The organism is Hyphomonas sp. UBA4494 (assembly GCF_002388935.1).
In the GTDB taxonomy this organism is placed as follows: Bacteria; Pseudomonadota; Alphaproteobacteria; order Caulobacterales; family Hyphomonadaceae; genus Hyphomonas.
In genome coordinates, this window is record NZ_DGNK01000026.1 from 25,655 (window position 1) to 48,287 (window position 22,633).

Here is a 22,633-nt window from a genome sequence, read left to right on the forward strand (position 1 = left end):
TCTCGTGATTGATTTCACTGCCATGATACTGACTGTTGGGCCTGAACTCTGGCTCGTTGCGACTGCCTTGATAGGCGTGCTTGTGGGCGCCACGCTGAAGGATCGTTTCAACAGCGTATCTATCAAGTTCGGCGCTCTTGCCCTATTTGCGGCCGCCGCGTTTTCTCTGATGAACTATGAAGGCGGCGAAGCCTTCAATGGCCTCGTTCGTACGAACACGTTCGTGAACTTCGCGAAATTTGTCAGCTATGTCCTGGCAGGATTTGCGCTGCTCACATCTGAGGGTTTCCTGAAGCGGCATGGTACCATCCGGTATGAATATTCCCTGCTGATACTGCTCGCCTCCTTCGGCATGGGCATGATCCTGTCGGCGGCTGACTTGATGACGCTCTATATGGGCGTCGAAACGCTTAGTCTGTCTTCCTATGTGCTGGCTGCGTTCCATCGGGATTCTGCCAAGGCGTCCGAAGCTGGCTTGAAGTACTTCGTTTTGGGGGCGCTTGCATCTGGCATGCTGCTGTATGGCGCATCACTCGTCTACGGGTTCAGCGGTTCGACAGAATATGCCGTGATCGCTGCAGCGGACCCATCGATCGGCATGATGTTCGGCATGGTCCTGATGATTGTCGGTCTCGCCTTCAAAGTCTCTGCTGCGCCAATGCATATCTGGACGCCGGACGTCTATGAAGGCGCGCCGACACCTGTCGTTGCGTTCTTCGCCTCCGCGCCCAAAATGGCGAGCATGGTGGTCTTCGCGAATGTCATGTTCACCATGTTTGGCGACGTGATCGACCAGTGGCAGCTGATCCTCTGCATCATTGCCGGTCTGTCGATGATTATCGGCTCGCTGGGCGCGCTGACACAGACCAACATCAAGCGTCTGCTCGGCTACTCATCGATTGCGAATATGGGCTACGCGCTCGTCGCTGTAGCCGCGGGTCCGGAATTGGGTGCGGGGCCTTTGCTGGTTTTCATGACGCTGTACGTAATTGCGTCGCTTGGCCTGTTCATGGGCGTGCTTGCCATGCGTCGTAAAGGCGGCATGGTGGAAGGAATTAACGAGCTTGGTGGTTTGATGCGCAAGCGCCCCGTGCTGGCGATAGCTCTTTCCATTCTGATCTTCTCAATGGCGGGTCTTCCACCGTTCGGTGGATTCTTCGGAAAATGGGAAGTGTTGTCCGCCGGGGTTGAGGCCGGTTTGATGCCAGTCGTCATAATTCTCGTGCTCGCGTCTGTCGTATCGCTTGGCTATTATCTCCGTCTGATCAAGATCATGTGGTTTGATGAGCCAACAGAGCGTTTCGAGGCGGTCGATGGCCCCGTGACGATCACAGTTCTGCTCGCAGCGCTGATTGCCGGTATCCTGTTCCTGTTCTTCATAAGCGCACTATCAGGGTGGGCGGGCACAGCGGCTCTGGGACTTGCAGGTTGAGCTTAACCTGGCCCGTCTACCACCTTGGCGTCATAGACAGCACAAATTCCGAAGCGAGGCGACGGGCGAAGGCTGGCGATTTCGACGATTGCTGGCTTGTCGCAGAAACTCAGACAGCTGGGCGCGGCCGTTTGCAGCGTCCATGGATCTCACCGTCTGGAAACTTGTTTTCCACTGCGCTGTTTCATGAGCCCTGCGGCATTCCAGTAGCCTCTCGTATTCCCTTCGCCGGGGCATTGGCTGTATCTGATGTGGCTGCGCAGCTCGCTCCAGACGCCCCCGTCCGTTTGAAATGGCCCAACGATGCGCGCGTGAATGGCGCCAAGATTTCCGGCATTTTGATCGAAACCGGCGGGCAAGGCGCTGAGTTCTGGGTCGCCGCAGGCATTGGGATCAATGTGGCTTCCGCACCTGAGGGCGCTGGCCAAATGGCAACATCATTGCATTCTTTAAGGGGCGACGCAGTCCTGACCCCGGAAGATGTCCTGACGGCGCTTCGCGGTGCGTTTGGGCGTCGTCTTGAACAAGCGCGACAAGGATTTGAGACGTTGCGGCAAGATTGGCTGAAGGTCGCTGAGGGGCTCGGTCAGACGATCTCGGTTTCGCGAAACGACGATCCCCTGATAGGCGTGTTGGAAGATATGGCGGAAGACGGGTCGCTGGTGCTCAGATTGCCCGATGGACGTCAGGAGATAGTCCGGGCTGGTGATGTCAGCCTGATAGGGAGTAGCTAAGCGATGCTGCTGGCAATTGATGTAGGCAACACGAACACGGTGTTCGGCATTCATGACGGCGATACCTGGGTCAACCAGTGGCGCAGCGCGACCGATGCCACCAAGACCGCCGACGACCACGCGGCATGGTTGTGGCGGCTGGCGGACATGTATGGGATGGACTTGAAGCACATCAAAGGATGCGTGATTTCAACCGTCGTACCTCAAGCCCAGTTCAATTTTCGTAATCTTGCGCGTCGATATCTCAATCTCGAGCCCTTGTTCATTGGGGATCCCAATCTGAAAACGGGTGTTGAAGTGCGCATTCACCGGCCCGAACAGGTTGGGGCCGACCGGATTGTGAGCGCGCTCGGGGCGCACATGACCTATTCCGGCAATCTCATTGTGATTGATAGTGGAACGGCGACAACGTTTGACGTTGTGGCGGAAGATGGCGGCTTTGAGGGCGGCATCATCTCTCCCGGTATCAACCTGTCCATGCGGGCACTACATGATGCGGCGGCGCAGCTGCCACGCATCGCGATCCAGAAACCAGCCCAAGTGATCGGCCAAGACACGATCAGCGCCATGCAGTCAGGTGTCTTCTGGGGATACATCGATCTCATTGATGGGCTCGTAACCCGCATCAAGGCTGAATATGGAAAGCCCATGAAAGTGGTTGCCACCGGCGGTGTGGCCTCCCTCTTTGAAGGTGCCAGCGAAACAATAGATTATTACGATCAGGATATTACCATTCGTGGCCTGCTCGAAATCTACAAACGGAACAGTTGAGACCTATGGCAGACACGAACGGTATAGAGGACGAGCTGGTTTTCCTCCCCCTGGGGGGCTGCGATGAGATCGGCATGAACCTCAATGCCTATGGCTACGGCCCGGCGCACGACCGCCGTTGGATCATTGCCGACCTTGGTGTGACGTTCGGATCACTTGAGACGCCGGGGATCGACCTGATCTGCGCGGATCCCGAATATCTGATCGGGGAGAAGATCGACGCGGTATTCCTGACACATGCGCATGAGGACCATATCGGCGCAGTCGGCCTGTTATATCCGCGCCTGCAAACAAAGGCCCCGATCTATGCGACGCCATTCACGGCAGAGCTCGTGCGCTCGAAAATGGTTGAGCGGGGCGTGGACCCGTCCTGGCTCAAGCCGGTTGCGCTGGGCGGAACAGTTCAGGCCGGGCCGTTCGAGGTTACCTATGTCACGCTGACTCACTCAATTCCCGAGCCGAACGCCTTGGCGATCAAGACGCCGCTGGGCACGATCCTGCACACCGGCGACTGGAAGATCGATCCGGATCCCCAGATCGGATCTGCGACGGATGTCAAAGGCCTGACTGCCTTGGGGGATGAAGGCGTTCTCGCCATGGTCTGTGATTCAACCAATGTCTTCGAAGAAGGGGAGTCCGGGTCCGAAGAGTCGGTGAAGCAAGGGCTGATAGATCTGATCGCCGAGCAGAAACAAGCCGTGGCCGTGACCACATTTGCATCAAATGTGGCACGAGTGAAATCGATCGTTGAAGCTGCCGAGACGGCGGGCCGGGCTGTATGTCTGGTCGGGCGCAGCATGCATCGCATTACGGACGCGGCAAAATCCGTCGGCATATTGCCGCCGCATATGGAATTCATTGACGAATCCGAAGCGAGCCAGATTCCCGCCGAACACATCCTGTATCTCTGTACGGGAAGTCAGGGTGAAGCGCGGGCCGCATTGACGAGAATTTCACGGCGGGATCATCGTAATGTGTCGCTCCATGAAGGCGACACAGTGATCTTCTCGTCCCGACAGATCCCAGGCAATGAAAAGGGGATTTTTGCGCTTCAGAATGCACTGGCAGAGCAGGGCGTCAGGGTGATCACACCGCGCATGGTGCCATATCCGATACATGTCTCCGGTCACCCTTGCCGGGACGAGCTGCGCCGCATGTATGGATGGGTGCGACCGCAAGTATCAATTCCCGTGCACGGCGAGCGTCGGCACATCATGGAACATGCCAATTTCGCGAAATCACTGCAGGTTCCCCATGCTGTAACGCCGCAAAATGGCAGCCTGATCCGGATCGCACCGGGAAAGGCCCAGATTGTTGACGTCGTTCCAGCCGGTCGGTTGTTTCTGGATGGGGATCGGCTGGTGCCGGAAGGTGCGCAGGGAATTGAGGAACGCCGGAAGCTTTCCTGGGCTGGAATCATCTTCGCGTCCATGACGCTGGACGATGATGGAGACATACTCGACGGCCCCATCGTGTTGGCGAAAGGCTTGTCGGAAACCGATGGTCGCCTTGCTGATGAGAGCATCGAGCCGCTTGAGATCGCGGCCGAGGATGCAATTGGTCGCATGAAGAAACGCGACCGAATGGACGATGATGCAGTCGAGCGTACCGTCGGCCGCGCCCTGCGGAACGCTTGTCTTGAAACATTTGGTCACCGTCCCGTAATAGAAGTGATCGTCCTGAGGAGTTGAAACCCGTGTCAGAGTTTAAAATTGGTCCCTTGAACCATGTCGGTGTCGCAGTGCCGGATCTTGAAGCCGCCTGCGAAACCTATCGGACACTCTATGGCGCCAAAGATATCACCACGCCGTTCGACATGCCGGAGCAGGGCGTAAAGGTCTGTTTCGTCAATCTACCGAATAGCCAGATTGAGCTGATCGAGCCGTTGAACGCCGAATCCCCTATCGCCAACTTCATCACGAAGAACCCGAAAGGCGGCCAGCATCATGTCTGCTTTGAAGTGGATGACATCAACGAAGCAGTCGAAGAGATGGGCAAGCGTGGTGCCACAGTCCTCGGAAAACCCCGGATTGGCGCCCATGGCACTCCCATCATTTTCGTCCACCCGAAGAATTCGAACGGTGTCCTGATCGAACTGATGGAAACCCCGAAGGAAGCCCACTGATGACCATTTTCGGCGCTGGTGTTGTCTTCACCATTGCCTGGTGGCTGTCCTTTTTTGTCGTTCTTCCGATCGGCGTGAAGGGGCAGTGGGAAGACGATTCCACGATTGACGGAACGGAAGAAGCGGCGCCGAAAAACCCCATGCTTGCCAAAAAAGCGCTTTGGGCCACGGGGGGCGCAGTTGTTCTGACAGGTCTTACAGCCATCATCGTGCCACGTTGGCTTGCGCAATAGGGGGCGCTGCGGCTAGGTGGCCTTCGTTCACCGCGCGATCACGGAGATTCCATGCGTCTGTCGAAGTATTTCCTGCCCGTATCCAAAGAAGCCCCGTCAGATGCGGCCATCGCCTCGCATCAGCTGATGCTGCGCACCGGCATGGTTCGCCAGAACGGAGCAGGCATCTACACATGGCTGCCGCTTGGCCTACGCGTCCTCAAGAAGATTGAACAGATCGTGCGCGAAGAGATGAACCGCGCTGGCGCTGTGGAAATGCTGATGCCAACACTGCAGCAAGCTGACCTCTGGCGCGAGTCCGGTCGGTATGAAGCCTATGGCAAGGAGATGCTGCGCATCACCGACCGCCATGACCGCGATATGCTGTACGGCCCCACGAATGAAGAACTCGTCACCGATGTGTTCCGCTCATATGTGAAGAGCTACAAGCAGCTTCCGCTGAACCTCTATCACCAACAATGGAAATTCCGGGACGAGATCCGCCCGCGCTTCGGCGTGATGCGCGGGCGTGAGTTCATGATGAAGGATGCCTATTCCTTCGACCTGACGGCAGACGATGCGCGACACTCCTATAACCGTATGTTCTGCGCCTATCTCAACACGTTCTCGCGCCTCGGCCTGACCAGTGTGCCCATGCGCGCAGATACTGGCCCGATTGGGGGGGAACTGAGCCACGAATTCATCATCCTCGCTGAGACGGGCGAAAGCGCCGTCTTCTGCGACAAGACCCTGCTGGATATGCCTGCTCCGGGTCTGGACCTGGACTTCACGTCTGACCTGACAGCAGAAGTCGAAAAGCGGACGCAATACTATGCCGCGACCGAAGAGATGCATGACGAAGCCGCCTTCGCTGAACTGCCGGAAGACCGGAAGGTCTCTGCGCGCGGTATTGAAGTCGGCCATATCTTCTATTTCGGCACCAAGTATTCCGAACCCATGAACGCAGTTGTCCAGGGACCGGACGGCCAAATGGTGCCGGTCGAGATGGGCAGCTATGGCATTGGCGTTTCGCGTCTGGTCGGCGGCATTATCGAAGCCTGTCATGACGAGAATGGGATTGTCTGGCCGGAAAGCGTTGCGCCGTTTCAGGTCGGAATCATCAATATGCGGGTCGGCGATGAGGAATGTGACACGGTTTGCGAACAAGCCTACCAGGCACTCGAACTTGCCGGAATAGACACGCTATATGACGAGACTGATGACAGGGCTGGCGGCAAGTTCGCGCGGATGGATCTGATTGGTCTACCATGGCAGATTGTCATCGGACCACGTGGTATCAAGAACGGTGTCGTTGAAGTCAAGAATCGCAAAACGGGTGAGAAATCAGAGATGCCGCTCGCGGATGCCCTCAGCAAGGTGCGGCCCGAATGAGTGATATTCCGTCAGCCGCCGCGCCGTTTGGGAAGCTGGAGCGCACACTCGCCTGGCGGTACTTGCGCGCCAAGCGAGAGCATGGCGGTGCAAGCCTGATATCGATCATTTCCTTTGTCGGCATCTTCTTTGCGGTTGCTGCGCTGATCATCACCATGTCCATCATGAGCGGCTTCAGGGCGACCTTGCTGGATGCTTTGCTGGGCGGTCAGCCACATGTCTACGGCGTTGTTGCGTCGTACACAGAGGAAGAAGCCGAACAGATTGCGGAGACGATCTCTCTGATTGATGGTGTGTCCAGTGTCGCACCGTATATTGAAGAATATGTGCTCGTGACGGCGAATGGTCGCAAGACGGGGGCGGCCGTGCGGGCCGTCCGCAAGGAAGACCTCGCCACTATGCCTTTCCTGAAGGATGGCGGGGCGGCGGCCATTGAATCCGGGTTTGGCGAAGGCAAGAATGGCGGCAATGTCGTCATGATGGGGGCATTTCTGGCTGCTGGCCGGGAAGGCCTCGGTGTCCGGCCGGGCGACAAGGTAGAGATCATTACATCGCAGACTAATGCCGGACCTCTCGGATCAACGCCGCGCAGCAAGGCCTACACTGTCGGGGACGTTTTCAAGACGGGAAGCGTTGAGCTCGACCGGCTTTATATCTTTATGCCGATGGAGCAGGCGCAGATCCTGTTTCAGTCCAAGGATCGCTACCAAATGCTGGATATCCGACTGGATGATCCGAACAAAACAGCCGCGGCCATGGAGGCCATAGCGGCAGCTACCGGCAATGCGCTTTACGTATTTGACTGGAAAAGCCAGCGCGCGGGCTATCTCAACGCATTGCAGGTTGAGCGGACCATGGTGCGTATGCTCGTCATGGTGATCATGGGTATTGCCACACTGAACATCATCGTCGGCGTTGTTATGCTGGTGAAGAACAAGACACGCGATATCGCCATCCTGCGAACGATTGGTCTTGGACGCGGCGGTGTGCTCCGTGTCTTCCTGCTCGTTGGAACCATACTTGGCACCTTGGGTGCGTTGCTTGGTATGGCGATCGGCATTCTTGTTGTCACCAACATCGATGCTGTGGAGGCTTTCATCAATCTGTTTGTGCCGGGTGAAGTTTTCGACGCGGAAGTTTACGGTCTCGAGGGCCTGCCTGCGATCCTCGATTGGGGCGAAGTCCTGCAGACCGGTCTATATGCGCTCGGCATGTCTATGCTCGTTTCGATCATTCCGGCTTGGTGGGCTTCCCGTCAGGACCCGGTCAGCGCGTTGAGGTTTGAATAATGGCCCAACCCGTTCTCGAACTTCGCGATATTGACCGGTACTACAAGACGGCCGCTGGAGAATTGCACGTTCTCAGTGGAACCAATCTACAGCTGAATGCAGGTGAGTTGGTCGGACTAGTCGGTCCATCTGGTTCCGGAAAATCCACTCTGTTGCACACTGCTGGCCTGCTGGAGCGGCCAGAATCTGGCAAGGTCATGCTGGATGGCATTGATTGCCTCGCCCTGGACGACAAGGGCCGCACGGCGATACGTCGGGCCAAGATCGGCTTCGTCTACCAATTCCATCACTTGCTGCCAGAATTCAATGCAGCGGATAATGTGGCGATGCCTCTGATGATCGCAGGCACGAGACAATCTGCTGCGCGCGAAAAGGCCGAACACTTGTTGGGTGAAATGGGGCTTGATGAGCGCGGCCATCACCAACCCGCGCAAATGTCGGGTGGGGAGCAGCAACGCGTCGCAATTGCCCGCGCCCTGGCAAACGATCCGCGTCTTGTCATCGCCGACGAGCCTACCGGAAACCTAGACCCTGGTACGACGGAGCGCGTGTTCGCGACCCTGATAAAAATGGTTCGCGATGAGGGCGCTGCTGTGCTGGTGGCAACGCACAATCTGTCACTGATCCGCCACATGGATCGCGTCCTGACCTTGGCTGATGGCAAGCTGGTCGATTACCAGCCGGACTAAGTTGTGGAAGGCCGCGCCCGGCCTCTGGTCTGGTGGTGATGCGCGCGGCACAGTATCCTGTGAAAAGGAGATTTCCCGTGACTGAGTCGCCCTTCATTCATCTTGCCGTCCGGTCGAGCTATTCCTTGCTCGAAAGCATGATCACGCCCAAGGGCCTGAAGGCTTGGTGTGTCGAGCAGGGAATGCCTGCTGTGGCGATTACTGATCGTAACAATCTGTATGGCGCACTGGAAATCTCGCTGACGCTGACGGATGCAGGTATCCAGCCCATCATGGCATGCTGTTTCGATGTGACAGACGGTATGCCAAAGAGCGAACCGACACGGGTGTCGCTCTATGCGCAGAACGAGATAGGCTACAAGCGCTTGATGCTGTTGTCGTCGCGGGCCTATTTGGACGCAGCCGACGGTGTGCCAAAGCTTTCACGGGAGTTGTTGCTGGACAAAACAGACGGGTTGATCCTGCTGACCGGCGGCGCGGAAGGTGAAGTCGCGCGCCATCTTTTGAAGGCTCGTATCGCGGACGCTCGGACCGAACTCTCCACGCTTGCTTCGGCTTATCCGGGGCGCTGCTATGTAGAGATCACGCGTCATGGTACCGAAGATGAGTATGCTTGCGAAGAGGGGTTGATTGACCTCGCCTATGAACTGGGCTTGCCGCTGGTAGCGACGCATGATGCCCGGTTCATGAAGCCGTCGGACGCCAAGGCACACGACGCAATGATGTGTATTTCGAATGGCCAGTATTTGGGCCAGGAAGATCGCAAGCGTGTCGATGCATCCCAATATCTCAAAACAGCTGAAGAAATGCGGGAATTGTTCGCTGACATTCCCGAAGCCATTGCGAACACGTTTGAAATCGCCCAGCGCTGCGCGGTAAAGGCAGAGACGCACCAGCCCATCCTGCCGAACTTTTCGAATGAAGGACGTTCGGAATCAGAAGAACTACGCAAGCAAGCCCTGGAGGGGTTGGAATACCGTCTTGGCGCGGCGGACAAGCTGTATGCCGAGCGGGATACCTATTTTGAGCGGCTTGACTACGAACTGACGATCATCGAGCGCATGGGGTTTCCCGGCTACTTCCTGATTGTTTCCGACTTTATCAAGTGGGCCAAGGACAATGGCATCCCGGTGGGGCCGGGGCGGGGTTCCGGTGCGGGCTCGCTCGTCGCTTGGGTGCTCCTGATCACAGACCTTGATCCGCTCCGCTTTGATCTACTCTTCGAACGCTTCCTGAACCCGGAACGTGTGTCGATGCCGGATTTCGATATCGATTTCTGTCAGGAACGGCGAGGGGAAGTTATCCGCTATGTGCGTGACAAGTACGGTGCCGACTCCGTCGCCATGATCATCACATTCGGTACATTGCAGGCCAAGGCTGTCGTCCGCGACGTCGGCCGCGTTATGCAGATGCCATATGGTCAGGTCGATCGGCTTGCCAAGCTGATCCCATTCAATCCCGCCAATCCGCCCAAGCTGCAGGATGCAATCGACGACGAGCCAAAATTCCAGGATGAAATTGACGCTGACGAGCGTGTTGGGGAATTGCTCGAAGTCGCATTGTCGCTGGAAGGCAAGTACCGAAATGCGGGCACGCACGCAGCGGGTGTTGTGATCGGCGACCGGCCGCTGGTCGAGCTCGTGCCGCTCTACAATGATCCGAGGGCGGATCTTCCGGCAACCCAGTTCAACATGAAGTACGCTGAAATGGCGGGGCTGGTGAAGTTTGACTTCCTCGGACTGAAAACCCTGACCGTGATCGACCGGGCGCTCAAGCTGATCCGACGGGACGGCCGGGATGTCGGGCCGGAATGGCAAAGCCTGGATGATCAGGCCACATACGACCTCATGGCAAGCGGCGAGACGCTGGGCGTGTTTCAGCTCGAAGGCGCCGGGATGCGGGATACGCTCAAGAAGGTGCGTCCGCACAATCTTGAGGACGTCATCGCCATCATCTCACTCTACCGCCCCGGTCCGATGGAAAACATTCCGGTTTATGTCCAGGGCAAGGAAGACCCGTCCTCCGTTGTCTATCAGCATCCGGACCTGAAACCTGTCCTTGAGGCCACCTATGGCGTGCCTGTTTATCAGGAGCAGGTCATGCGGATGGCGCAAGAGATCGCTGGCTACTCCCTCGGCGAAGCCGACCTTCTGCGTCGCGCCATGGGTAAGAAGAAAGTCGAGGAGATGATCGCCCAGCGGAAGCGTTTTGTCGAAGGTGCGGCTGAGCAAAAGGGCATGGAAGAGAAGCTCGCCAACGACATCTTCGATACGATGGAGAAGTTCGCCGGCTACGGTTTCAACAAATCTCACGCGGCGGCCTATGCGTTGATCGGTTACCATACGGGCTACCTGAAGCGGCATTTCCCTGTCGAATTTCTCGCCGCTTCGATGAGTCTTGATATCGGCAACACTGACAAGCTCGCGGCCTTCTTCCAGGAAGCCAAGCGACTGAAAATTCCGGTTCTGGCTCCTGATGTAAACACTTCTTCGGCAGACTTCGATGTGCGTGATGGCGCGGTCGTATATGCGCTCGGCGCACTGAAGGGCGTCGGGCTTGAGGCCATGAAACATGTCGTCGAGATACGGGACAAGGATGGTCGCTTTGCGGATCTCTACGACTTCGCTGAACGCGTCGATCCGAAACATGTGAACAAGAAAGCGTTTGAATCGCTTTCCAAGGCCGGCGCATTCGATGGCATGGAGCCGAACCGCGCCAGAATGCTGGAGTCAGCGCCGCTGCTGGCAAATTTGGCGGTTAGTGCAGCCCAGGACCGACAAGGCGGGCAGGGCGGTCTGTTTGCCGAGGCCGAACCTGCACTAAGGCCGGTGCTGCCGAAAACCAGGGCCTGGAATGGTCAACAGAAACTGGATCAGGAGTTCAAGTCGATCGGGTTCTACTTCTCTGGCCATCCCCTGGATGACGTGCTTGAGGGATTGGACCGCGAACGCGTGACCCTGGCCATGGAGGTGCAGGATCGTGCCTCGGACGGCAAGCCGCTCGAGATGATCGGCGTCGTCCGCGCGCGTAGCGATAAACCTGCGCGCAATGGCGGCAAGTTTGCGTTCCTGACGCTTTCCGACCCATCTGGCGAAGTCGAGATGATGGTTTTCCCGGAAACCTTGTCCCAAAATTACGATCTGCTTCAGGTCGGCAATGCGGTGGCGATCACCGTTGGGGTGAAACGAAACGCCGAAGAAATCAAACTGAACGCTGAACGGGTACTGAAGCTTGAAGCAGCCAGATTGTCGAAGGCGATGGGGGCGCTCAAGATTCGGCTCGCTGTTGGCGCATATGTTGGCGATCTGGCGGGAGTGGTTGGCCATCTTGCAAAGCTTCAGGACCTTGAACAGGGCGAACTCCTGATCGAAATGCCACTGGAAGACGGCCGGGTTGTCACCATGAAGCTGCCGGCAACTTACACGATTGGCCTGAGTGCACAGCGGGCCCTGAAAGAAGCGCCCGGCGTGGAGCGCGTCGAGCCCCTCAAGGCTGCCTGACAAAAGCCGCGCCAGAACTCTTGCAGGCATCGGCATTTTCTGTATAAGCCGCCACATCAGAAACCAGTTCACGGGTGCATCCGGTGCGACGGGCCATAGGGGTCCAACGTTCCACTCGTGACGGCCAACCGGATGGAGAAAATCTATGGCCCTACCTGACTTCAACATGCGTCAGCTGCTCGAAGCTGGCGTTCACTTCGGTCACCAAACCCACCGCTGGAATCCTCGCATGAAGCCGTATATCTACGGTGATCGTTCGGGAATCCACATCATGGACCTGTCTCAGACCGTCCCTTCGCTGCACCAGGCCCTGGTCTTTGTGCGCGACACGGTCGCAAAAGGTGGTCGGGTCCTGTTCGTGGGCACCAAGCGTCAGGCCCAGGAGCCGATTGCCGAAGCTGCTGGCCGTTGCGCTCAGTATTACATGAACCATCGCTGGCTCGGCGGCACGCTGACCAACTGGTCCACTGTTTCGAATTCCATCAAGCAGCTCAAAGAGCTGAACGCGATGTTTGAAAGCGGTGACAGCGGCCAAGGCCTCACCAAGAAAGAATTGCTCGACCTTGAGCGTCGCCGTGACAAGCTTCAGCTCTCTCTTGGCGGTATCGCAGACATGGGCGGCCTGCCGGCTGCTATGATCGTGATCGATACGAACAAGGAAGCGATTGCTGTCCAGGAAGCTCGCAAGCTGGGAATTCCGGTCGTCGCCGTGCTTGATACAAATTGTGACCCGGCTGACGCCGATTATGGCTTTCCTGGTAATGACGATGCTGCGCGCGCCATTTCCCTTTACTGCAACCTGTTCGCGGATGCCGTACTGGACGGCCTGGCAGAGTCGACGGCTGGCCTTGGTGTTGACCTTGGTGAGCTAGAAGATATCGACGCCATGGCTGAAGCTGACGTGGCTGTGGCCGCAGAAGGCGAAACCGCCGAAGATACAACAGGCGCCTAGGAACAGGCGTCTGACCTGAAGACCAAACTGAAGGAATACAGCAATGGCTGAGATTACCGCTGCGCTTGTTAAAGCACTGCGCGAGAAGACTGGCGCAGGCATGATGGATGCCAAAAAGGCGCTCGTCGAAAACAATGGCGATGAAGCCGCGGCCACCGATTGGCTGCGCGCGAAAGGCCTCTCGAAAGCAGCCAAGAAATCTGGACGCACCGCCGCTGATGGTCTCGTTTCAGTCCAAGTCTCGGACGACGGCAAGACCGGCGCAATTGTGGAATTGAACGCTGAAACCGACTTTGTCGCCCGGAATGAGAAATTCCAGGCGGCGCTGGCTGGAATCACCAAAGCTGCACTCGAAACGGACGGGTCCGTCGAGGGGCTATCTTCTGCTCCAGCGCCGGATGGCGAAGGTTCTGTGGATGACCTGATCAAACGCCTGATTGCGACCGTTGGCGAGAACATGACCCTGCGTCGCAGTGCGAAGCTGACGGCGGACGGCAAGGTGGCTTCCTATATCCACAATGCTGAAACGGCCGGAATGGGCAAAGTCGGTGTGCTTGTCGCCCTCGACGGTTCTGGCGATCTGGAAGAAATTGGCCGCAAGGTTGCGATGCATATCGCGGCAACGTCGCCTGCTTCCGCCACCACTGATGAGCTGGATCCGGCGATTGTTGAGGCTGAAAAGCGCGTACTTACCGAGCAGGCTCGCGAAAGCGGCAAGCCTGACAATGTCATCGAGAAGATGATCGTTGGCCGGATGCAGAAGTTCTACAAAGAAGTTGTTCTTGTAGAGCAGCCATTTGTGATGAACCCTGACCAGACGGTTGGTAAATTCCTCGAGGAGCAGGGCGCAACGCTGAAAGGCTTCGTGCACTTCAAGCTGGGTGAGGGCATCGAGAAAGAAGAAGACAACTTCGCCGACGAAGTTGCATCCATGACAAAAGGCAGCTGATCACGCTTGCCTTTCGGCCCGCAAAGGGCTTTGAACATCCCGGTCGCCCATGACAGGCGGCCGGGAATCTTTTAGGAGCCTATAAGGCCGATAATACCGGAGACACCGCCCATGCAGACCGAAGAGTCCGACTCCAGCCCCTTGAAATACAAACGGGTGTTGTTGAAGCTCTCCGGAGAGGCGCTGATGGGCCCCGGACAATTCGGAATTGATATTCCGACGTGCGAGAAATTCGCACATGCAATCAAGCAAGCTCAGGACACTGGCGCGGAAGTCTGCCTCGTCATTGGCGGCGGAAACATTTTTCGCGGCGTCGCGGGCGCGGCCAAGGGCATGGAGCGTGCACAGGCCGATTCCATGGGCATGCTGGCCACGATCATGAATGCTCTCGCCATGCAAAGCGTGCTTGAGAGCATTGGCGTCCCGACGCGCGTGCAATCGGCAATCCGAATGGAGTCGATTTGCGAGCCCTATATTCGCCGCCGGGCCCAGCGACACATGGAAAAAGGCCGCGTTGTGATCTTTGCGGCCGGCATTGGAAACCCATTCTTCACGACAGATACCGGGGCTGCGCTGCGGGCGATCGAAATGAACTGCGATGCCCTGCTCAAGGGAACGCAAGTCGACGGCGTATACACAGCGGATCCCAAAATCGACGCAAATGCGACGCGCTACGACGAGGTTGGCTATCAGGAATTGCTGGCCAAGGATTTGCGCGTGATGGACCCCTCTGCGGTGAGTCTTATGCGCGACAACAACATCCCGATCGTGGTCTTCTCGCTTAAGGAAGAGGGGTCTCTCCTCAAAGTCCTTCATGGGAAGGGCACATCGACAACAATCAACAATCATGGAGCGTAAGTGTCATGAGCTATGACAAGAAGGATCTTGAGCGCCGGATGGAAGGCGCCCTGGCGTCTCTCTCCACTGAATTCAGCGGTCTGCGGACGGGCCGGGCCTCGGTGAACCTGCTAGATGCGGTTATGGTCCCAGCCTATGGTTCAACGGTGCCGTTGAACCAGGTCGCGTCGGTCACCGTGTCTGACAACCGCATGTTGTCGGTCAATGTTTGGGACAAGACTGTCGTTGGTGCGACTGAGCGGGCGATCCGGGATTCCGGCTTGGGCCTGAACCCTGTTACGGACGGCCAGAATTTGCGCATTCCGATCCCGCCGCTGAATGAAGAACGCCGTGTTGAACTCCAAAAAGTTGCTGGCAAATATGCTGAAGCAGCACGGGTATCCGTCCGCAATATTCGCCGGGATGGCATGGACACGCTCAAGAAGATGGAAAAGGATGGTGATATCAGCGAAGATCGCCACCGTACGCTGTCTGAAGAAGTCCAGAAGTTGACAGACCTCTATGTCAGCAAGGTTGACGACGCACTGAAAACCAAAGAAGCGGAGATAATGCAGGTCTGATGTCGACCGACGACGCCTCTGCGCCGTCCGACTCGCATGCGGGCGCATCTCGCGTACCCGCTCACATTGCCATCATCATGGATGGGAATGGTCGGTGGGCTAACGCTCGTGGATTGCCACGAGCTGCAGGGCATGAGCGAGGAGTCGAAGCACTTCGACGCACTGTTGAGGCGGCTGGCCAGATTGGTGTTCGATACCTGACAGTTTATTCCTTTTCGACTGAGAATTGGCGTCGGCCCGCATCCGAGGTCAACGCCCTGTTTGGGCTCCTGAAAACTTTCATTAAGAAAGATCTCGGAAGGCTCAAAAAGGAAGGCGTGAAGATAAGAGTTATCGGCAGGCGCCAGGGTCTGCCGGATGACATAGCTGGATTGGTCGAGAGGGCGGAACGTGAAACTGCGGACAATGCTGATTTCTATTTGAACATCGCGTTCAACTATGGGGGGCGCGAGGAGATTGCGCGCGCTTCGCGCAGACTGGCCGCGGATGTCGAGAGCGGCAAGTTGGCGTCTGAGAATGTGACTGAAGACATCTTCGCTTCCTATCTCGATACGGTCGATATGCCGGATCCAGATCTTCTCATCCGAACGAGTGGGGAATACCGCTTGAGCAACTTCCTGTTGTGGCAAGCCGCTTATAGCGAACTCGTGTTCTTCGACGTGTTATGGCCAGACTTCGATCGTTCCTTTCTGGAGAAGGCGGTTGCGATCTATAGCGAAAGGGAGCGCCGCTTTGGCGCTGTTTCGAAGGGGAGCGCATAATGGGCGACTGGACCCCGCCCGAGAGCCGCTTTTCCCAGCTTGGACTCCGCTTGCTGACGGCAGCACTCCTTATTCCTGCCGGCTTGTTCGTCGTATGGTCAGGCGGATGGTGGTTGGCGGCTGCTTGTGCGCTTTTCGGCGGTATCATGGCTTGGGAATGGGCTGGAATGAGCGGGCATCCTCGCGGCTGGCTTCTGAGCTTTGCCGCCGCACTATTCTGCCTCAGCCTTCCTATGGATTTGACCTGGCTTCACGTCTTCCTGGGTTGTTTCGGGTTGGCGCTTTCGTTTGCATCCAATGCGGGCGGTTTGCGGATACGATCCGCTGCTATGCTTGGTTGGTTCTATGTTACTGCCATGGCGGCTGGTCTCTGGTTCTTGCGCGAAGGACCCTGGGATGGCCGCACTGTTGCATTGTATTTCATGTCCTTCGTCTGGGCATCCGACGCTGCGGCGTATTTTGTCGGGCGGGGTTTGGGTGGGCCGCGCCTGTTGCCTCAGGAAAGTCCGAACAAGACTTGGAGTGGAGCAACGGGCGCGCTCCTATTCACGGCTGTGTGCGGTATTGCTGCGGCGGATTTGCAGAACTCCAGTCTGATCTTGTGGGTGCTTTTGGGCGCCAGCCTGTCATTTACCGCACAGCTCGGAGATCTGCTTGAAAGTGGCCTCAAGCGCCGGTTCAAGGTGAAGGACTCGAGCAACCTGCTCCCCGGGCATGGGGGTGTTCTTGACAGGGTCGATGGCCTCGGCGCCGTCGGAATCGTTGGTTCACTTCTGTTGTGGAGCTTTCCGTCACTCTCGACCGCACTGGGTCTGTACTGATGGCCACCCGCCGTATCAGCATCATGGGATCAACGGGATCAATCGGAAAGTCTGCGTTGGATGTCGTCCGTCACGCCAACGCCAATGCAGAGCAGACATTTCAGATCGTAGCGCTTGCGGCCGGCTCGGATGCAGAAGGTCTCGCTGCGCAAGCTATCGCGTTCAATGCTGAAATCGCGGTGATTTCTGATGAGTCCCAGCTGCCGACCCTGAAAACTTTGCTGGCTGGAACTGATATCGAAGCGGCGGCAGGCGAAACAGCGATCGCAGAAGCAGCAGCGCGCCCGGTGGAGCGCATGTTGGCGGCGATTGTTGGGGCAGCTGGCCTCAAATCCACGATATCTGCCATACGTGCGGGAAATGATGTCGCGATCGCAAACAAGGAAAGCATTGTGTGCGGTGGCAAGCTCATTCTGAGCGAGGCGCGACGCAGGGGCGTCTCGATACTGCCAGTAGATTCTGAGCATTCAGCCATTTTTCAATGTCTTGGCGATGGTCGCTCTCTGGAAAAGTTGACAATCACGGCATCCGGCGGGCCGTTCCTCACGTCGTCTCTGGATCAGATGCGCATGGCGAGCCCCAAGCAAGCGGCCGCCCACCCGAACTGGAGCATGGGCGTCAAGAACTCCATCGACAGTGCGACCCTCATGAATAAAGCGCTTGAGTTCATCGAGGCGGGATTTCTTTTCGATGTCGAAGGGGAGCGCTTGGATGTGATCGTCCATCCTCAATCGATCATTCACGGCATGGCGCACTTTACCGATGGCTCAGTCATCGCGCAGCTTGGTGCGCCAGACATGAAAACGCCGATCTCCTACGCGCTGGGCTGGCCGGACAGGGTTCCAACCGTCGTGGACCGCCTGGACCTCGCCAGCTTGGGTCGGCTGGACTTTGAAAATGTTGATGAAACGCGCTTCCCGGCCATTCGGCTGGCGCGTCAGGCATATGCACACGGTGTTCAGGCAACGACCGTATTAAATTGCGCTAATGAATCGGCTGTTTCTGCATTTATTGCGGGCCATTGCGGGTTTCTGGACATAAGCTGGATCGTGGAAGAGACGTTGAATCGCTATTTTTCGGGAAATATGCACGGAATCGCCTGCGATACTCTGGAGGAGATTGCCTTGCTGGACCGTTTCAGTCGAGAAATGGCGCGCGATGTACTAGAGAAGACCCAGCGTCGTACGGGAGGATAACGTTTTGGGTGATTTTCTCAGCCAGGGACCCTTGTTTCTATTTTGCCTGATTTTCATGATGGGCATCGTGGTTATCGTTCACGAGTACGGCCACTACATCGTGGGGCGATGGTTTGGTGCTGCCGTGGAGTCTTTCTCGGTGGGATTTGGAAAGCCGATTTTTGAGCGCACTGACAAGCACGGCACGCGCTGGCGCGTGAACTGGATTCCGCTCGGTGGCTTTGTGAAATTTGTGGGTGAGAGCCAGATGGCGGGCGATGTCGGCAAGATAGAGCAGGGACCGAGTGGTAGGGCATATCCAGAGCTCGGGGTCGGTCAACGTTCGCTCGTCAGTCTCGCAGGACCATTTGCCAACTTCATCCTTTCAACCCTCATATTCGCTCTGATATTGGGCGTTCACGGTCGTCCGGTCATGAAGGTCGGCATTGCCGCAGTAGTGCCAGATGGCGCGGCTGCTGAAGCTGGAATGGAATCCGGCGACGTTGTCATGTCAGTGAATGGCAAGTCGGTTAGCGATACGTCCGAAGTCTTGATGGCGATCATCCTGAACCCGAATGAACCAATCGATTTCGTTGTTCAGCGCGGCGATTCCGAGAAAGCCTTGGTCGTTACCCCTGATGAAATTGTCCGTGAAAACGATTTCGGGCAGCAAGTCCCCCAGGCCACGATTGGCGTGAGTATCGCCCCGATCTCGTATGGGGAACACATCTACTACAATCCGGTAGAGGCCTTGGGGCAGGGCGTTCTCGAAACCGGCGCGACGATCGATCGGACAGTGACGATGCTTACGCGAATCGTTACCGGAAAAATGTCGATGCACGCCATGACGGGGCCTGTGGGAATCGGAGATATTTCCCGCCGCGTGGTTAACAAGGTTTGGGAACAGGAGCAGGCGACGACCGGTCAGAAACTCGAACGTCTGTTCTGGATGCTGGCAAGCATTTGCGCCGCGATCTCAGTAGGAGTCGGCTTTTTCAACCTTCTTCCGCTGCCGGTATTGGATGGCGGACACCTTGTATTTAATGCATATGAAGCCATTGCGGGCAGGGAAATGCCGCAAAAAGTGCAGGAGGTGGCCCTGACATTCGGGTTGATCCTGTTATTGGGAATGGTCGTGGTGATCACTTGGGGTGATATCATCGAGACCGGCTTGTTCGGAGCAAGAGGCGGCTGATCCGCATGCCGAAATTAACCAGAGAGTGTGTCGACGATGCGTAAGTTTCTTGCAGCAACCATGATGGCGAGCAGCGTTCTGGCTGTGAACACAGCGCTTGTTCCCATGGGCACTGCCGATGCACAGGAAGATAGTCGCTATGGCGGCACCATCCGCTCCGTCATTGTCGAGGGTAATCAGCGTATCGAGGCGCGTACGGTTCAATCCTACCTGCTTGTAGAGCCTGGCGACTCCTTTGATCCTGACCGCATTGACCTATCCCTGAAGACACTGTTTGCCACCAACCTGTTTGCGGACGTGTCGATTGACCGTGTGGATGATAATCTGGTCGTTCGTGTGGTTGAGAACCCGATCATCAACCGCGTGGTTTTTGAAGGAAACAGCGCGCTAGATGATGACAAGCTCAAAGAAGACATCCAGGCGGCACCTCGCGGCATCTTCACTGCTGCTCGCGTGCAATCTGATGTTCAACGTATCCTCGAACTATACCGCCAGTCCGGTCGATTTGCCGCCAAAGTCGAACCGCAATACAAACCGCTGGAACAAAATCGTGTTGATCTGATTTTCGAGATCACCGAAGGGCCTGTCACCGGTGTCCGGTCGATCAACTTCCTTGGCAATCAGGCTTACTCGGACTCGCGCCTTCGCAGCGAGATCGTCACGCGTCAATCACGTCTGTGGCGCTTCTTCAGCTCGAATGATAATTACGATCCGGGCCGCCTCGAATATGACCGCGACCTCTTGCGCCAGTTCTATCAGAACAATGGCTATTACGATTTCCGCGTGACATCCGCTGTGGCGGAACTGACGCCGGACCAGAAGGACTTCTACATCACCATGACGGTGGATGAGGGACGCCAGTATTTTTTCGGCGAGGTCAAAGTCGAGACGGCGCTCGAGAAACTTAATGCTGAGGCACTGAAACGTGCTGTGCCAATTCAATCCGACACGCTCTTCCGGGGCGACTCGATTGAAGACACGATCGACTCGCTGACTTACGCAGCGGGTATTGCTGGTTACGCCTTTGTTGATGTTCGTCCACAGTTGGACGTGAATCCCGAGACGGGTCTGATTGATGTCACCTTCGCTGTGGATGAAGGTCCTCGGGTTTACATCGATCGAATCAATATTGTCGGCAACACGCAGACACTTGATCGGGTCATTCGTCGGGAACTCCGAATTTCAGAAGGCGATGCGTTCAACCGCATCCTTCTTGATCGTTCCAAGAACCGCGTCCGAGCTCTGGGTTACTTCAAGAATGTCGAAGTGGTTGAGACCCCGTCGGAAGATCCGGACCGGACCATTGTGGATATCAAGGTCGAGGAACAACCAACCGGCGAACTGTCCTTCGCGGCCGGCTTTTCATCCGTGGATGCCTATCTGCTCGACGTCAGCGCGTCACAGCGCAATCTAAGGGGGCGCGGTCAGTCGGTTGTTGCTCGCGTGTCCGCTTCGAGCCGTCAGCAAATTCTGGATTTCCGGTTCACTGAGCCAAGACTGTTTGATCGCAATCTTTCCGGCGGTATTGACGCCTACGCTACTCGCCAGGACTATGAAGATTATTCGGGCTTCACCAGCGATACGATTGGTGCGGGCGTACGCCTCGGTTTCCCACTTACGGAACGCATGCAGCTTGGCCTTAGCTACAGATTGCAAACCGATGAAGTGAACGTTCTCGACCGTAATTACATCATCGACGAAGACGGATTCTTTGTTACCGACCGCGTCCAGATCACAGGGGCCGACACCCCAGAAGATCTCACAGACGACACCTATCGGCTCGTCGAACCAGGCGATGCCGGTGCGGGCCAACGCGTTGTTGACCAATGTTCGCGCGATTACGTCTTGAGAGATCCGATCTGTCGGGCAGAACGCAGTGATCTGTCCTCGATCCTCGGATATAATTTCTACTGGGACCGCACCAACGATCCGATAAGGCCGTCGCGCGGCTTTGATTTCCGATTCAGCCAGGACCTTGCCGGTATTGGCGGTGATGTGAAGTATTTGCGGACTGAGTCTACCGCGACCATGTATCGTGGCATCTGGCGCGATATAATTGCGAGCCTTCGTGTTTCCGGAGGGTATGTTTTCCCATTGGAAGACGGCCAGGGCGTGAGGATCAACAACCGTTTCTTCCGGGGTGGCAGCACGTTCCGCGGGTTTGACGTCGCAGGCATCGGCCCGCGAGAGATCGTCCGCGTAGTCGATCCTGAAACTGGGGAAGTTGTTCAGACTCGCCGCCTCAATTCGCAAGGCGGTAATGTCTATTATCAAAGCACATTCGAACTCAGCCTGCCGAGCTTCCTGCCTGAAGAATACGGTATCAAGAGCGCGCTATTCGCAGAGGCGGGTGCCTTGGGCTCTCTTCGTGGGCCTGACGTCGGTCCCACAATCTACTTCACCGATCAGTCGACCGGCCTGCCAGCAGTCCGGCTCACCAAGACGGCTGCATCCATGCGGGCGTCTGCCGGTCTAAGTGTTTTCTGGGACTCTCCGTTTGGTCCGATTCGGTTCGATTTCTCTCAAATTCTCAAACGGGAAGACTATGACCGGACGGAAACGTTCCGGTTCTCGACCTCAACAAGATTCTAATTTCAAGCTGAAAGACAGGAGACTAGAATGTCCCGACTCAAGAACTTCATTTTCGCCATGGTGGCGTCACTCGCCGCAATTGCCTTGGTTGCGCCGGCATCTTTCGCTCAGGGCACCACGGTCATTACGATCGATGAGGCAAAAATCCTGCGCGACAGCAAAGCTGGCAAAGACATTCAGGCCAAGCTTCAAAGCATCGAATCTCAGATCAATACCGAGCTGACACCAACCAAGACGTCGCTTGAGGCTGAAGGCAAGGCGCTGAATACTGAACTTCAAGGTAAGACACGCGAGCAGATTGCCGGTGACGCAGCAATGGTTGCCCGCCTGAATGCATACGACAAGAAGGCCGGTGATTTCGGCAAGGCCCGCCAAAAAGCTGCCAGCGAGTTTCAGCTGACCGAGCGTCAGGCTCTTATCGATTTCAACAAGGCGCTTGAGCCCGTTCTCCTGCAGGTCGTGAGTGAAAAAAATGCCCAGATCGTGCTGTCCAAGAGCGCTCTGATCTATGGCGTGGATTCTGTTGATGTCTCCGCACTGGTCATCAGCAAGTTGGACGCTACGACGCCTACACTTTCGGTCGTCCGCAAGCGCATCCCTGACCAGCCAGCGCAGTAAACTGAGAC

Annotated in this window: 20 protein-coding genes; all 20 read left to right on the plus strand. The window is 56.6% G+C overall.

Translation table 11 applies throughout. The features are described 5' to 3' along the window. Nucleotides 1-4 precede the first annotated feature (4 nt). The 20 genes from nuoN (at nt 5) to B2P82_RS09990 (ending at nt 22,625) form a co-directional block, all read left to right on the plus strand. Entirely contained in the window at nt 5-1,432 is a 1,428-nt protein-coding gene (nuoN, locus tag B2P82_RS09895) for an NADH-quinone oxidoreductase subunit NuoN (protein ID WP_206990499.1), read from the plus strand. After that, complete coding sequence (locus B2P82_RS09900) at nt 1,396-2,166, plus strand: biotin--[acetyl-CoA-carboxylase] ligase (protein ID WP_290496910.1); 771 nt, start codon at nt 1,396-1,398, stop codon at nt 2,164-2,166. The genes nuoN and B2P82_RS09900 overlap by 37 nt, the downstream gene beginning before the upstream one ends. 3 nt (nt 2,167-2,169) lie before the next feature. Beyond that, nucleotides 2,170-2,937 carry a type III pantothenate kinase gene (locus tag B2P82_RS09905; protein WP_290496911.1) on the plus strand — a complete coding sequence of 256 codons (768 nt, stop codon included), beginning with the start codon at nt 2,170-2,172 and terminating at the stop codon, nt 2,935-2,937. A gap of 5 nt (nt 2,938-2,942) precedes the next feature. Further along, nucleotides 2,943-4,628, plus strand: a complete 1,686-nt coding sequence (locus B2P82_RS09910; protein WP_290496912.1) for a ribonuclease J — start codon at nt 2,943-2,945, stop codon at nt 4,626-4,628. Between the two features lie 5 nt (nt 4,629-4,633). After that, nucleotides 4,634-5,062: a methylmalonyl-CoA epimerase gene (gene mce / locus B2P82_RS09915; protein WP_206990495.1), complete on the plus strand. Its 429-nt coding sequence runs from the start codon at nt 4,634-4,636 to the stop codon at nt 5,060-5,062. Beyond that, the gene (locus tag B2P82_RS09920; protein ID WP_290496913.1) at nt 5,062-5,295 is read left to right on the plus strand and encodes a DUF1467 family protein; all 234 of its coding nucleotides are present in this window, start codon (nt 5,062-5,064) and stop codon (nt 5,293-5,295) included. The genes mce and B2P82_RS09920 overlap by 1 nt, the downstream gene beginning before the upstream one ends. 51 nt (nt 5,296-5,346) lie before the next feature. Beyond that, complete coding sequence (gene proS / locus B2P82_RS09925) at nt 5,347-6,666, plus strand: proline--tRNA ligase (protein ID WP_290496914.1); 1,320 nt, start codon at nt 5,347-5,349, stop codon at nt 6,664-6,666. Next, complete coding sequence (locus tag B2P82_RS09930) at nt 6,663-7,955, plus strand: ABC transporter permease (RefSeq protein WP_290496915.1); 1,293 nt, start codon at nt 6,663-6,665, stop codon at nt 7,953-7,955. Before proS ends, B2P82_RS09930 begins: the two co-directional genes overlap by 4 nt. Then, nucleotides 7,955-8,644, plus strand: a complete 690-nt coding sequence (locus tag B2P82_RS09935; RefSeq protein ID WP_290496916.1) for an ABC transporter ATP-binding protein — start codon at nt 7,955-7,957, stop codon at nt 8,642-8,644. Before B2P82_RS09930 ends, B2P82_RS09935 begins: the two co-directional genes overlap by 1 nt. Before the next feature lie 38 nt (nt 8,645-8,682). Beyond that, on the plus strand, nt 8,683-12,144 hold the full coding sequence (gene dnaE, locus B2P82_RS09940; RefSeq protein WP_414651595.1) for a DNA polymerase III subunit alpha: 3,462 nt from the start codon (nt 8,683-8,685) through the stop codon (nt 12,142-12,144). Nucleotides 12,145-12,289: 145 nt separating this feature from the next. Further along, on the plus strand, nt 12,290-13,096 hold the full coding sequence (gene rpsB, locus B2P82_RS09945) for a 30S ribosomal protein S2 (RefSeq protein WP_206990490.1): 807 nt from the start codon (nt 12,290-12,292) through the stop codon (nt 13,094-13,096). 43 nt (nt 13,097-13,139) lie between these two features. Then, a complete protein-coding gene (gene tsf / locus B2P82_RS09950; protein WP_290496917.1) occupies nt 13,140-14,045 on the plus strand; it encodes a translation elongation factor Ts in 906 nt (301 codons plus the stop codon). A 111-nt stretch (nt 14,046-14,156) separates the two neighbouring features. Continuing rightward, nucleotides 14,157-14,903, plus strand: coding sequence for a UMP kinase (gene pyrH, locus B2P82_RS09955; RefSeq protein WP_034812325.1), 747 nt, complete (start codon nt 14,157-14,159; stop codon nt 14,901-14,903). A gap of 5 nt (nt 14,904-14,908) precedes the next feature. Continuing rightward, on the plus strand, nt 14,909-15,463 hold the full coding sequence (frr, locus tag B2P82_RS09960; protein WP_290496918.1) for a ribosome recycling factor: 555 nt from the start codon (nt 14,909-14,911) through the stop codon (nt 15,461-15,463). Further along, entirely contained in the window at nt 15,463-16,224 is a 762-nt protein-coding gene (locus B2P82_RS09965) for an isoprenyl transferase (RefSeq protein WP_290478793.1), read from the plus strand. The genes frr and B2P82_RS09965 overlap by 1 nt, the downstream gene beginning before the upstream one ends. Beyond that, the gene (locus tag B2P82_RS09970; RefSeq protein WP_290478794.1) at nt 16,224-17,045 is read left to right on the plus strand and encodes a phosphatidate cytidylyltransferase; all 822 of its coding nucleotides are present in this window, start codon (nt 16,224-16,226) and stop codon (nt 17,043-17,045) included. The genes B2P82_RS09965 and B2P82_RS09970 overlap by 1 nt, the downstream gene beginning before the upstream one ends. Further along, nucleotides 17,045-18,241: a 1-deoxy-D-xylulose-5-phosphate reductoisomerase gene (gene dxr, locus B2P82_RS09975; RefSeq protein WP_290496919.1), complete on the plus strand. Its 1,197-nt coding sequence runs from the start codon at nt 17,045-17,047 to the stop codon at nt 18,239-18,241. The genes B2P82_RS09970 and dxr overlap by 1 nt, the downstream gene beginning before the upstream one ends. Nucleotides 18,242-18,245: 4 nt before the next feature. Beyond that, nucleotides 18,246-19,415: a M50 family metallopeptidase gene (locus tag B2P82_RS09980; protein ID WP_290496920.1), complete on the plus strand. Its 1,170-nt coding sequence runs from the start codon at nt 18,246-18,248 to the stop codon at nt 19,413-19,415. A 36-nt stretch (nt 19,416-19,451) separates the two neighbouring features. Next, on the plus strand, nt 19,452-22,007 hold the full coding sequence (gene bamA, locus B2P82_RS09985; protein WP_290496921.1) for an outer membrane protein assembly factor BamA: 2,556 nt from the start codon (nt 19,452-19,454) through the stop codon (nt 22,005-22,007). Between the two features lie 27 nt (nt 22,008-22,034). Then, nucleotides 22,035-22,625, plus strand: a complete 591-nt coding sequence (locus B2P82_RS09990) for an OmpH/Skp family outer membrane protein (RefSeq protein WP_206990482.1) — start codon at nt 22,035-22,037, stop codon at nt 22,623-22,625. Nucleotides 22,626-22,633 lie beyond the last annotated feature (8 nt).